Source organism: Gardnerella vaginalis (assembly GCF_001546455.1).
Classification (GTDB): Bacteria; Actinomycetota; Actinomycetes; order Actinomycetales; family Bifidobacteriaceae; genus Bifidobacterium; species Bifidobacterium vaginale_B.
In genome coordinates, this window is the sequence record NZ_KQ956814.1 from 16,645 (window position 1) to 28,859 (window position 12,215).

Below are 12,215 nucleotides of genomic sequence, written 5' to 3' on the forward strand. Positions count from 1 at the left end.
TTTGCGGGGTTTTTTGTTATTTAGTGCTGTTAGGATTAACAGTATGAGTATGCAATCATCCTTATTGGAATCTGATAATCCAACTTTTGCAGATATTACAACAATTGGCGTTGGTGGTTCTATTGCGCGTTTTGTAGAGCCAAGCAGCAGAGTTGCTGTTATTGAGGCTGTAGAAGACGCTGATTGCGCTGGATTGCCGCTTTGCGTTGTTGGCGGCGGGTCTAACATGCTTGTTGGCGATGAGCCGTTTAACGGCGTTGTTGTGCGCGATGCTCGGCGTGAAATTTGTGTTTTAGACGAGGCGGCTCCTGGCGAAGACGGTGTTGATAAAAACAGTGGAGATTTTTTAGTGCACGTTAGTGCGGAAGCTGGCTGCAATTGGGATGATTTTGTGTGCCACACCATTAATCTTGGTTTGCAAGGCGTAGAAGCGCTATCTGGCATTCCTGGAACGGTTGGTGCATCCGTGGTGCAAAACATTGGCGCATACGGTGCGGAAGTGGCGCAAAGCGTTGAATCTGTAGAGGTTTGGGATCGTAAAGATAAAACAACTTTTTATATGAATCTTGCGGATCTTAAATTTGGCTACCGCACGTCTGTTCTTAAACAAAGCATGTATAAAGCGCCTGGTGTTGCTGCAGATTGCTTCTTTCCAACGCCTCGCTATGTTGTTTTATCTGTCACTTTTTGCTTAAAGCATTCAAAAACAGGTGTTGTGGCTCATTCGCAGCTTGCTCACGCGCTTGGCGTGCAAGTTGGAGATAGTATGGAAACGTCTAAGATTCGTCGCGAAGTTTTGCGTGTTAGAGCGTCTAAAGGCATGCTTGAAGATGCCATGCGCTACGCAAATAAGTGGATGTGCTACGTAAAAAGCGAAAACGGTGTTGAGTCTTCGATTAGGCTTCAAAACGAAGATTATGTTGCTGGAGATTTGCAAGAAGGCGATTCTAAGTATGCTGATCGCCATAGTTGCGGAAGTTTCTTTATGAATCCGATTTTGACTAAATCTCAGGCAGATTTGCTGCCAGAAGATGCTCCGCGATTTGACGCCACTTTGCCAGATGGCTCTAAAGGAGTTAAGACTTCTGCGGCTTGGCTTATTGACCATGCAGGATTTAACAAGGGATTTAGGATTACGCAAGGTGATGGCGAAAAAAGTAAAGCAGGGTTGTCTTCTTTGCACACTTTAGCGTTGACTAATCGTAGTTATGCAAAGTGCGCGGATATTGTTGATTTGGCGCGCAAAATCATAGATGGTGTTTACGATTCCTTTGGCGTAAAACTTATTCCAGAACCTGTTTTGATTGGCGTTAGTATAAACCGTTAAGACAACTGTTAACAAAAATTTAGCATAATTTAACATAATAAATTGCGATTTGTGTTGTGATTTTCCGCTGCACACAGTACTATGCTCTTTTAATATCGTAAAAATTATTGTTTGATAGCGCTTAATGTGTGTTGAACCGTATTTTTTGCGATTTATAACATATATACCCTTATATGGATTGTTTAGACGTACTTTTAGAGAAGGTTGGATTATGCAAATATGGAGAAAAAAGTCTGTTGAACAGACTATTGCAGAAACAATGGATGGTGATCGCCATCTTAAGCGCACGCTAAATTCTTGGGATCTTGCGGTTATGGGTGTAGCAGTTGCTGTTGGCGCTGGAATCTTCTCCGTTGGCGCTCAGGCTGCTGCATTCCATGCAGGGCCAGCGGTTATTATTAGCTTTATTATTGCTGGAATCGTTTGTGGAACGGCTGCAATGTGCTATGCGGAGTTTGCTTCTATGATTCCTGTTGCAGGATCTGCATACACCTTTACGTACACCACAGTCGGCGAGCTTATTGCTTGGATTATTGGCTGGGATATGATCCTGGAAATGCTTATGGCAGGATCCGTTATAGCCAAATATTGGGGCGTTTATCTTAACGATTTAATGCACTTGTTTGGTCTTAACGTATCTACTTCGGTAAATCTTGGCGGTTTTACTTTTGATCTTGCTCCAGTAGCTATTGTTGCGTTCTTTACGATTATGCTTGTTGTTGGAACAAAGCTTTCTGCACGTTTTGACGGTGCTTTAACAATCTTGAAGATTGGCATTGTTCTGTTCGTTGTTGTTGTTGGATTCTTCTATATTAAGGCTTCTAACTTCACTCCATTCGTTCCACCTGCAACAGATGTTGCTAGCGTTAAGGGAATCCACGTTTCTGGTACGATGAGCCAGCCGCTCTGGCAGTGGGTAACTGGTATGCAGCCAGCTGTTTACGGCGTTACGGGTATTCTTTCTGGCGCGGCTCTTGTGTTCTTTGCGTTTATTGGATTCGACGTTGTTGCAACTACAGCAGAAGAAACTAAGGACCCACACAAGAACATTCCTAGGGGTATTGGTCTTGGTCTTTTGATTGTGACCGTTCTTTACATTCTTGTGGCTGTTGTTACAACTGGTATGGTTTCTTACAAGGATTTGGCTAAGCAAGAGGCTCCTTCGCTTTCTACTAGCTTTGAGCTTGTAGGAGCAACTTGGGCTGCAAAGATTATTTCCCTTGGTATTGTAATCGGCTTAACAACTGTTGTTATGGTTCTTCTTTTGGGTCTTACACGTATTGTGTTTGCCGTTAGCCGCGATGGCTTGCTTCCACGCAGCTTCTCTAAGGTTAGCAAGCGCGGAATTCCTGCACGTATTCAGATTGTTTCTGGCATTGTTGTAGCAGTAATCGCTTCTACGTTAGATATTGGAATCCTTTCCGATATGGTGAATATTGGTACGCTTTCGGCATTCTTGCTTGTTTCTGCAGGCGTTCCGATTATGCGTATGCGTAGGCCTGATTTGCATAGATCCTTTATGGTTCCATGGAATCCAATTTTGCCTATTTTCGCCGCGCTTTCTACGTTCTGGCTTATGCTAAACCTTTCTGTGCTTACATGGATTCGCTTTGCAATTTGGCTTGCAATTGGCTTTACCGTGTACTTTGGCTATTCCTACCGCAATTCCTTGCTTGGAAGGCAGTTGCGTAAAGCTAAGAAGCTTGGTGTTCCAGTAGAAACCTTGTTTGCACAAGATGCTGCTGCCGCCGAAAAGGTTGCGGAAGGTGAGTCCGAAGACCAAGCACGCGCTGAAGCAGCTCAAGAAGTAGCTCAAGAGACGGCTGCTGAGTCTGCTCAGTAGGCTGTTCGGTAGCTGCTCATTGGGCTTTTGCCCTACGTGCTGTTAATTTAATGTGTTGAGTCGGTATGCGGTTACGTATGCCGACTCAATGCGTTTTGCGCTCGTGGTGTGAACTATAATGGAAAAGTTAGTTGATTTTTGAGTGTGAAAGGGGGCGTTTGTTATGCCTTACGTTATTGCAGAACCATGCGTTGACGTTAAAGATAAAGCGTGTGTTGACGAGTGCCCTGTTGATTGTATTTACGAAGGCGATCGCACGCTTTACATAAACCCTAACGAATGCGTTGATTGCGGTGCGTGCGAGCCTGCATGCCCTGTAGAGGCCATTTTCTACGAAGACGACGTTCCAGAAGAGTGGGAATGGTATAAAGACGCTGCTGTAGAGTACTTTAATAAGCTTGGAGATTTAGGCGGAGCGCAAGAAGCTGGTCCATCTGGTTGGGATGAAGACCGCGTAGCAGCTCTTCCTAAAAAAGATGCTTAAATACCCATCTGAGCGGCATTACTTCCATACTTTTTTCTTACTGCGTCTAATACGTGCTCTGCGTGACTTATTCTTGCAGACGTATTTTTTATGGCGTTTTGCGTAATTTCTGTTGAATTTTTACGCATAGCGCTTATAGAGTTTTCTCTTTCGCTTTCTTCTAAAATGTCGCTGATTGTAGGCTGAACAAGCGCTTTGCTTTTATCTATAAGATTGCTTACGCTAACGCCAGCAAGCCTAATTGGACTTAGTAAACAAACGTGATTTCCGCCTAATTTGTGGTTGTGAACCGTTGGATTTGCGTCTTCTAGTAAATCGCAAGCGTGCCTGTATAGCTCTGGCGCGCAATCAGTTACGTTTTTTAAGGTTCTGCATCTTGTTACGTAATGTAAATCACTGAATCGCAATTTTAGCGTTACCGTTCTTGCCATTGTGTTTTTCTTGCGCAACTCTTGTGCCACTTCGTTGCAGCAGTGCCTGATCAGGTTTTTCACTGCTGCAATATCTGTGGTGTCTTTATTAAGAGTGCTTTCCGTGCCAATGGATTTTTCTGGAACGTGGGGCGTTACTTGCCGTGCGTCAATTCCGCGCGAAGTGTTGTAAAGCATTCGTGCAAGAACTTTAGAACCAGCAACTCGTTCCAGAGTGTTCTCATCTACACTTCTAAGCATCTCAATGCTGTTTATGCCCCACGTAGCTAGTTTTTTAGCAAGCGCGGGTCCAATTCCTGGTATTGCTCGTAATGGCATTATTGAAACAAAGTCGGCATTGCGATTTTGGGGGATAATCAGCATTCCGTCTGGCTTTGCGTTCGTTGACGCCATTTTTGCGATTAATTTATTTGATGCAATCCCCACAGAGCAAGTGATATGAAACTTGCGCGCGACTTCGCTTCTTATCCACTCGCCTATGGCGATGGGCGTTTTCCATTGCAATAATGCTGAACTAACGTCCATGTAACACTCGTCTACAGAAACCTGTTCAACCTTATTTGTGATCTTTGAAAAGACCTCCTTAAAAATCCTAGATGAAATGGAAACGTAATATGGCATATCTACCGGTAAGAAAATGCCATTAGGGCACAAGCTGCGTGCTCGCGCTGTAGGCATGGCTGAATTCACGCCATACTTACGTGCTTCGTAGCTGGCTGCCGAAACTACGGAGCGCGAGCCTGTACCAATAATCACAGGTTTGCCAAGTAACCTAGGATTACGCGCCGCTTCGAGTGATGCATAAAATGCGTCCATATCGATGTGAAGTATTGTGCAGCCAGACGCATTGCGCCCCCAATCGCGCTTAGCTGCCGTAACTCGCGGTGCTGTGCTCATGAATTTATAATAGAACAAACGTTCGATTTTATGCAATAGTGTGTCGCAGTAAATTTTGCGAAAATCAAGTTTAAAATCTGCAAATATAACTACTGCCGTGTAGGGTATGCTATATGAAACAAATCATAGTAAACGCGCTAAATCGCATGCCTGTTTTGCTGATTGTTGTTGCAGAAGCCGCAATTGTTTATCTAGCAACTTCTATAGCAAAAGTCGCGTTTAGCCAGCTCGATCCGCTATATTCTGTGTGGTATCGCGTTGGGTTTATGTCTTTGTTTTTGCTTGCTTGGAGAAGGCCATTTTCGCGTAAAAAGCGCGCTCGCAACTCTCTTCCTAAAACGTTAAAAGAATGGTTAATTGTTGTTGCAGTAGGCATTTCCGTTGTTCTTATGAACACAATGTTTTATTTGGCTATTAGCTGCATGGCCGTTGGAGTGGCTGTAACTATTGAGTTTGTAGGGCCGCTAATGGTTGCTGTTATAACGGGTAAAACTTGGCGAGAGCGCGTTGGAATTGTTATTGCGGCTTGCGGAATAGTGCTTCTTGCAAGCGCGTCTATAGGGTCTAACGAAAGTCCGCATTTTTTGGTTGGATTAGTGGCGATTCTTATTGGCGGATCAATGTGGGGAATGTACATTGTATCTGGGCGTATGCTTGCAAGAGGTTCCAATGCAATCGATAGAGTTAGCATTGCTATTTTGATTGGTTGGCTTTTGCAATCAAGCGTTCTTGGTGTTCCTGCAATTTTGAATGTGGTGCATCCTAAATCTAGTGCAACTTGGGCTGCTGAGCCTTATGGTTCTTTAAAACTTCTTGGGTTAATGGTTGTTATTGCGATTTGTGCGTCTTTTATTCCAACACTTTTAGACCAGGTTTTACTAAAGCGAGTGTCTTCAGCAAGATATTCGGTTATGCAAGCGCTTTATCCTGCCATTGCGGCCATTGTTGGCATGGGTTTTGGCGAGATGCCAACGCTGATTGATGTTTGCGGAATGGCTTTAGTAATGTTGGCTGTTGTGATTACATTTTCGGGAGACCATAATCCTGCATGATTCATGCGTTATGCTGCGCTAGTCACTTTTGTGTGTTTGGTGTGTCGCTTAGGTGTTGTGCACGTCCTCAAGCGGTGATATAGTTTGAACCTGTTGCTATCTTAGATGGTAACAAAGTGGAGTCATGCCTGAGTGGCCGATAGGGGCACCCTGCTAAGGTGTTAGTCGCGTAAGCGGCTCGAGAGTTCGAATCTCTCTGACTCCGCGATTTAGCTCTAAACTGTTGAAAATCAATGGTTTGGAGCTTTTTTGTTTTCAATGTCAAGTAATCCTAAACGTTAAGCTTTTTGGGCTATAACCCTATAACCCCGCCGTCCAAATTGTGTGTAATTGTGCACAATTGTGTATAACTCTGTGGATAACTACCCCCTAAAATAGCCTTTAACCACATTGGAAGTTTTTTATTTACAGATTGAAATCCCTAAATCATAGTTAGAGCATGAGCGATTTTTTTTCGTTCATCGTGGCTAGCAAAACGTTTGTCACGCGAGAGAAAACAACGTTTTAAGGAGTTGATATGGGAAAACATGGATGTAAAAAGATTCCAATCTTTTTGCGCAATAATCGTATGCGAATGTTCTCTTTACTAACAGCGTTGCTGGCGACTATTGCAATCGTTGTTGGTAATGGCGCAATTAGTAGTGCATTTGCTTTTGAGAACCCAGCGTATAAAGGTGAACAAGACAGTTGCGCTAGGAAAGAAACTGACGGAAAGTTATATATAGACGCCTATGGAGGCGGCTACATATTTTGTATTAATACGCCAGAAACTGCTCATAGTAGATATGATGCTTTTGGTAATAAAAAAGTTGAAAAGGAGGAATGGGAAGAGGCAAGTGATTATGATGTTGATTATGCAGTTGCTGCAAAGCTGATTAGCAATGCTATGAAAAGTAGCAATTCCGATGAAGTAGCTGCTGCAGCATACGCTATTCACGATAATGTTGAGAAAGATAGAGCTGAGTGGGATGCTGCTAAAAAAGGTGGATTTGGCTCTATTAGATTCATAGATAACAGATCCAAATCTATATGGACTGATGCTAGAAACACTACTATAAGAAGCATATGGATTAGTGGTAGCTCTTCTACAGGAACCAAATCTGGCCAGTTAAATATTTCTGGTACTGGCCCAGCTGCAGTCATTGGTGGCTTGGGAGAAGCAACTAAGTTTAAGCTAAAATCAAAAAACGAAAATTTAAAGTTTTTAGACAACAAAGGCAATAAAACTGCAGAAATTGAAAGTGAGTTAGGTAGATTTCATGGCTATACCAGTGTTAGCTGGGTTGCAACAGGAGACGGAGAGGCAGAAATTAGCGGAGAATATTATTTGCCTAAATTGATGTACAAAAAGAAAAGCTCTGGAACAACCTTATTGTACTTAAAAGATAAAGAAGTTAAATATGATATGAAGAATTTTAAGTTTAATGTTCATAAGCAGTTCCAGCCAATCGTATCTTCAAAAGTTGTTAATAAAAGTCTAAAAGTTGGCGATTCGGTTGATGTTGTTGTAAAAAGTAGTCTTAAAGATAGCAAAAACGATACTTGGATAGATAAAAAGAATGTTAGAGCTAGAGGATATTACTTTGTTGGTTCGCATAAAGATATTTTGAAAAAAAGAGAAATAGCAAGTAACAAGAGTGTAAAAGATTACATAAAGGAGTTGCGAGCCGATAAGAGTATTCGTCAGGTTGCTGCAAGTGATGTTGAGTTTTCTGGGGAAGATAAAGAAGTTAAGGCAGTTGCTCACGTTACAAATGGCGATTTAGACCATGCAGACCTTGAAAACGCTGCAGAATATAAGGTTACGGATGCGGAGCAAGGATTATTTGGAACTTGGGTTTGGACTATTACGCCTGAAAATCAAGAAGAAGGTACTAAAAAGTTTATTGCTAGCGACTATGTTGAAGGATTTGGCATCGACGAATCTACTGTATCAAATAAGGCAAAGCCAAAGATTAATCACGTAAAAAATAAGGTAGATAATGTGGTGTCCGATACGATTGTGGTTAGCGGATTGCCAAAAGATTATGGGGAATTTAAGAGGAATAAGGAATATGACTTTACTGCCGATGCGGATATGAAAATTCGCTTGTGGTGGATTGGGTATGAAAATGGTGCTACCGATAAAGAATCTATGGCTAAGCTTGCTCCAAGATCGGCTAGGGAGCCTAATGAAGATGATAATCACAAAGAAATCAGCGAATGGAGTGTGCCGCTTAAAAATGGTACTTATACGATTGCAGATAGAAAGGTGATTATTAAACCAGATAATGAGGCTGGTGGAAAGAAGGAAGGTGCAGAGCCTGGAAAGAAGGAAGATAAAGCTGCTAATGAAGATAAAGCCGCTGGTGGAAATGATTCTGCAAGTGCGGGTAATTCTGCCAGTGCAGATCCAAATACCATCAACATAAACTCTTGGAATGTTGACCAAAACGGAATGTACGTTTTTATATATGAAGTTCCTGGCTCTTCTAGAGTGGAAGCGCTTAAGACAGCGTACAACGATGCGGAAAGCAGAATTTTGTTTAGCAAAAATGCTGTGAATAATTCGCAGGGTGCTGGTGCTGGTGCGACTGGTGGTGCGCAGGGTGGTCAGTCTGGTGCGACTGGTGGTGCTGGAACTGCTGGAACTGCTGGAACGCAAGGTGGTAAGCCTGGTGAGTCTGGTGGTAAGGGTGAGCCTGGTGCTGGTACTGCTGGTAAGCCTGGTGAGTCTGTTGGTAAGCCTGGTGAAACTGGCACACAGAGCGGCGCTGGCACACAGAGCGGCGCTGGCGCGCAGAGCGGTTCGCAAAGCGGTGTGCAATCTGGTACGCAGCCTGGCAATAAGCCTGGTGAGTCTGGTTCGCAAGGCGGCTCTGGAACCGATGTTACACATGGTGGTAAGCCTGGCGGCAATTCTGGAACGCAAGGTGGTTTTGGTACACAAGGTGAATCTGGCGGTAATTCTGGCACGCAGGGCGGTAAGCCTGGTGCTGGAACTTCTGGAACGCAAGGTGGTAAACCTGGTGAATCTGCTGGTAAACCTGGTGAATCTGCTGGTAAGCCTGGTGAGTCGGGTACGCAAGGTAATCCTGGTACGCAAGGTGGTGCTGGAACGCAGGGCGGTGCTGGTACTCAAGGTGGTGCACAGAGTGGTCAAAATGGCGAAAATAATGGGAATGTTACAAGTGCGGAAGTGGATCCAAAAACGTCTGCTGGTGGCGCTGTTGTAGATAACATTGTTTCTAATCAAGATGCGCAGAATCCAAAGTCTCCGCAAGGTTCTGAATCTGTAACGCATGGTACGCAGGGTGGTACACAGTCTGGTGCAGGTACGCAGCCAGGTGTTAAGCCTGGCGAATCTGGTGGTAAGTCTGGTATGCCTGGTGAATCTGGTGGTAAGCCAGGTACACAGGGTAGTCCTGATACGCAGGGCGGTGCTGGTACACAAGGTGGTGCTGGTACACAAGGTGGTACTGGAAAACAGGGCGGAGCGCAGGCGGGCGGTAATACGCAGCTTGGAGCTGCTGGTTCTGGAGTTGCTGGAACGCAAGGTGAATCTGGCGGCAAATCTGGCGGCGTTCAGGGCGGTCAGTCTGGTGCAGGTACGCAGTCTGGTGGTAAGCCTGGTGAGTCGGGTTCTCAAGGTAATTCTGCTTCGCAAGGTGGTGCTGGCCCGCAGAGCGGTTCGCAAAGTGGTTCGCAAAGTGGCTCACAAAGTGGCTCACAGGGTGGCTCTAATCAAGATGAAACTAAGATAGAAGGCGGCAAGAAGGAGTCTAAAGAAGGTTCTAAAGAGGGCACTTATAAGGGTGTTCAGCAGGATTTGCGCGGTTCCCAAGATCCGCAAGATCCGCAAGGTTTGCGCGGTAAGCAAGATCCGCAAGGTTTGCACGGTAAGAAGAATCCGCAGGAATCCAAGAATCCTCAGGGTTCGCAGAATCCACGAGGCTCCCACGGTTCCCAAGACCTGCTGAATCCGCAAGGCTCCAAGAACCCTCAAGGTCCGCAAGATCCGCAAGATCCGCAAACCCCGCAAGAACCGCAGAATCCTCAGGAAAGTGATCCGCATAGAAAGGGAGCAAGAAGCCAAAGACGCAGGCATTCTCGTTTAGGCGAGCGGTCTGGGTATTTAGTAACAACGGGTGTAAAAGTTGAGACAATGTTAATGTTCTCTTTGGCTGCACTTTTGATTTCGGGATCTGTAGTTTTAGCAAAACGTATATATTGCGCTATATATTGATAAGATATTAAATAGAGATAAAAATAGTTGCGTTGTATATTATGCATAATTTATTCTATAAACATAGCTATTTTTGGCGTTTGTAGTTTTTGCATACTATACAACGCATAATTAATGTAAACGCAATGTTTTGTACGAGGTTTTTATGGGTGACTACAACATAGACAAAGAGAAGATGTTGGTTCGCTTGCATAGAGTATGCGGACAAGTTCACGCTGTTGAAAATATGGTTGAAAAAGGGGAAGACTACAACAATATTCTTATGCAGCTTTCTGCTTCTACAGCAGCTCTTAGGGCAGTTGCGCTTATAGTTGCTCATCAAGAAATATCAAAAGCTTTAGATGAAGCTCAAAATGCGGCAGATAAAAGGGTTACCGATAAAAAGGTTGCTGAGCTTGTAGACGTTGTAGACCACTTAATGCGCTACGATAAGTCGTGATTTATAAAGCCGTGAGTTTAATCGTTGCGTTTTAAAAAGTAGGCGTTTTAAGCAATATTTAGAGTATGCGAACTATAACCGATTTACCTAACAACCCTTCGCACTATTCGTTTGTAGAAAAGAAGTCCGAATTTATTTCGGATGCTTGTCATGTTTCTAGTCTCGAAGAAGCAATGGATTTTGTAGAATCCATTAGACTAAGCAATCCAAAAGCAAGGCACGTTGCGTATGCTGCGATTTGCGGAGATAACAATGGTAGATTGTGCGAGCGTATGAGCGATGACGGTGAGCCAGCGGGTACAGCTGGTAAGCCGATTTTAGATGTTATGCGCGCATCTAGCCTTACAGACACTGTTGTAACTGTTACGCGCTATTTTGGTGGGATTTTGCTTGGCTCTGGCGGATTGATACGTGCGTATTCGCGTGCTGCTGCTGGATCTGTGCAGAATAGCAAAATGGCAAACATTGTTTCGTGCAAATGTTTTTCTTGCAAAATTGAATACACGCAGCTAAGAATGTTTAAGCATTTATTGCTAAATCACAATGCGGAAGTTATGAACGAAGAATACGGCGTTTCTATTGAATTAAAAGCATGCGTGCCGTGTGAAGAGTCAGACAGATTCCTTGAAGCAGTAAAAAATACGTTTGCTGGTGCAATAATTCCTGATTTTTGTGGTGTTTGTAGTAGAATTTGCTGATTTGCGTTTTCTGTGATTTCTCAAATATAAGATTTGTGTTGCAAAGCTGATAGATTATAAGGTGACTAGGCAAAGGTTGGTGAGTGGCTTATGAATGATGCGCAAAATCAAAACAATGTTAAGCAAGACGGTGATTTGGGCCAGAATTCAAACGATTCCTACAATCCATTAACAGCGGTTTATGAGCGTTTAAGGCACTCCACCAACTCTAAAGAGCTGCATGAATTTGCGGTCAAAGAACTACCAGATAGGTCTGATCAGGCAGGATTTTCTAGGGCGACTGCACTTTTGGAAGCTGTAGCAGGTAATGCAAATACTCCAGAAGAAGATCGCGTGCATTTAGCAACGGTAATGCCATTCCCGAATATCTTGGTTAAGCTTTCTCAAGACGAGTCTAGTAAAGTCCGTTTAGCTGTTGCAAAGAACAAAAATGCTAAGAATTGGCTTGTTGGAAGGCTTACTAAAGATTCTTGCGCAGAAGTTAGAGATGCAGCGTTATGTAATCCGCGAACATCTTGGAAAATGCGATTAGAAGGCGCTCAAACAGATGGAATTGATGCAAAAACATTGGATTATTTAGCGTCGCTTGGCGCAAGTGAACAAGATGATGATTCTCCAGTGCTTTCCGCAATGGTTAGGCGAGCAGTGGCACTTAATCCCGGCGTGTCGCAGCCGACTTTAGTGGCTTTATCTAAAGACAAAGACTCGGACGTTTCGCTTGCAGCTCTAGGCGTTTTGAATAGTGGCAAATAAATAGAAATAAATAAATACCATTAAATCAGACTTAAGTCTTGAGTATAAACGTAAAATAAACAATAA

9 protein-coding genes and 1 tRNA gene are annotated in these 12,215 nt (G+C 43.6%); 9 read left to right on the forward strand and 1 reads right to left on the reverse strand.

The features are described 5' to 3' along the window. Positions 1 to 43 precede the first annotated feature (43 nt). The 3 genes from HMPREF3216_RS02620 (at position 44) to fdxA (ending at position 3,654) form a co-directional block, all read left to right on the forward strand. Entirely contained in the window at positions 44 to 1,327 is a 1,284-nt protein-coding gene (locus HMPREF3216_RS02620) for an FAD-binding protein (RefSeq protein WP_060786821.1), read from the forward strand. Between the two features lie 211 nt (positions 1,328 to 1,538). Continuing rightward, the gene (locus HMPREF3216_RS02625; protein WP_060786822.1) at positions 1,539 to 3,170 is read left to right on the forward strand and encodes an APC family permease; all 1,632 of its coding nucleotides are present in this window, start codon (positions 1,539 to 1,541) and stop codon (positions 3,168 to 3,170) included. 163 nt (positions 3,171 to 3,333) lie between these two features. Then, positions 3,334 to 3,654: a ferredoxin gene (gene fdxA, locus HMPREF3216_RS02630; RefSeq protein WP_004131685.1), complete on the forward strand. Its 321-nt coding sequence runs from the start codon at positions 3,334 to 3,336 to the stop codon at positions 3,652 to 3,654. On the opposite strand, the gene dinB is transcribed toward fdxA, so the two are convergent. Then, entirely contained in the window at positions 3,651 to 4,982 is a 1,332-nt protein-coding gene (dinB, locus tag HMPREF3216_RS02635; protein ID WP_060786823.1) for a DNA polymerase IV, read from the reverse strand. The two genes, fdxA and dinB, sit on opposite strands and share 4 nt — an antisense overlap. A gap of 113 nt (positions 4,983 to 5,095) precedes the next feature. Here dinB and HMPREF3216_RS02640 point away from each other — a divergent pair, with 113 nt between their 5' ends. The 6 genes from HMPREF3216_RS02640 to HMPREF3216_RS02665 all read left to right on the forward strand — a co-directional run bounded on the left by HMPREF3216_RS02640 (position 5,096) and on the right by HMPREF3216_RS02665 (position 12,149). Next, the gene (locus HMPREF3216_RS02640) at positions 5,096 to 6,034 is read left to right on the forward strand and encodes an EamA family transporter (protein WP_060786824.1); all 939 of its coding nucleotides are present in this window, start codon (positions 5,096 to 5,098) and stop codon (positions 6,032 to 6,034) included. Positions 6,035 to 6,152: 118 nt separating this feature from the next. Then, positions 6,153 to 6,239, forward strand: a tRNA-Ser gene (locus tag HMPREF3216_RS02645). Positions 6,240 to 6,551: 312 nt separating this feature from the next. Further along, positions 6,552 to 10,259 carry a hypothetical protein gene (locus HMPREF3216_RS02650; RefSeq protein WP_060786825.1) on the forward strand — a complete coding sequence of 1,236 codons (3,708 nt, stop codon included), beginning with the start codon at positions 6,552 to 6,554 and terminating at the stop codon, positions 10,257 to 10,259. Positions 10,260 to 10,404: 145 nt separating this feature from the next. Then, positions 10,405 to 10,698, forward strand: a complete 294-nt coding sequence (locus HMPREF3216_RS02655) for a metal-sensitive transcriptional regulator (protein WP_060786826.1) — start codon at positions 10,405 to 10,407, stop codon at positions 10,696 to 10,698. A gap of 65 nt (positions 10,699 to 10,763) precedes the next feature. Then, complete coding sequence (locus tag HMPREF3216_RS02660) at positions 10,764 to 11,396, forward strand: IMPACT family protein (RefSeq protein ID WP_060786827.1); 633 nt, start codon at positions 10,764 to 10,766, stop codon at positions 11,394 to 11,396. 90 nt (positions 11,397 to 11,486) lie between these two features. Further along, on the forward strand, positions 11,487 to 12,149 hold the full coding sequence (locus tag HMPREF3216_RS02665; protein ID WP_060786828.1) for a hypothetical protein: 663 nt from the start codon (positions 11,487 to 11,489) through the stop codon (positions 12,147 to 12,149). Positions 12,150 to 12,215 lie beyond the last annotated feature (66 nt).

Excerpts from the sequence above, each read along its gene's own strand:
- HMPREF3216_RS02620 (WP_060786821.1), top strand. The coding sequence starts at position 44 with ATGAGTATGCAATCATCCTTATTGGAATCTGATAATCCAACTTTTGCA.
- HMPREF3216_RS02625 (WP_060786822.1), top strand. The coding sequence starts at position 1,539 with ATGCAAATATGGAGAAAAAAGTCTGTTGAACAGACTATTGCAGAAACA.
- fdxA (WP_004131685.1), top strand. The coding sequence starts at position 3,334 with ATGCCTTACGTTATTGCAGAACCATGCGTTGACGTTAAAGATAAAGCG.
- dinB (WP_060786823.1), bottom strand. The coding sequence starts at position 4,982 with ATGAGCACAGCACCGCGAGTTACGGCAGCTAAGCGCGATTGGGGGCGC.
- HMPREF3216_RS02640 (WP_060786824.1), top strand. The coding sequence starts at position 5,096 with ATGAAACAAATCATAGTAAACGCGCTAAATCGCATGCCTGTTTTGCTG.
- HMPREF3216_RS02650 (WP_060786825.1), top strand. The coding sequence starts at position 6,552 with ATGGGAAAACATGGATGTAAAAAGATTCCAATCTTTTTGCGCAATAAT.
- HMPREF3216_RS02655 (WP_060786826.1), top strand. The coding sequence starts at position 10,405 with ATGGGTGACTACAACATAGACAAAGAGAAGATGTTGGTTCGCTTGCAT.
- HMPREF3216_RS02660 (WP_060786827.1), top strand. The coding sequence starts at position 10,764 with ATGCGAACTATAACCGATTTACCTAACAACCCTTCGCACTATTCGTTT.
- HMPREF3216_RS02665 (WP_060786828.1), top strand. The coding sequence starts at position 11,487 with ATGAATGATGCGCAAAATCAAAACAATGTTAAGCAAGACGGTGATTTG.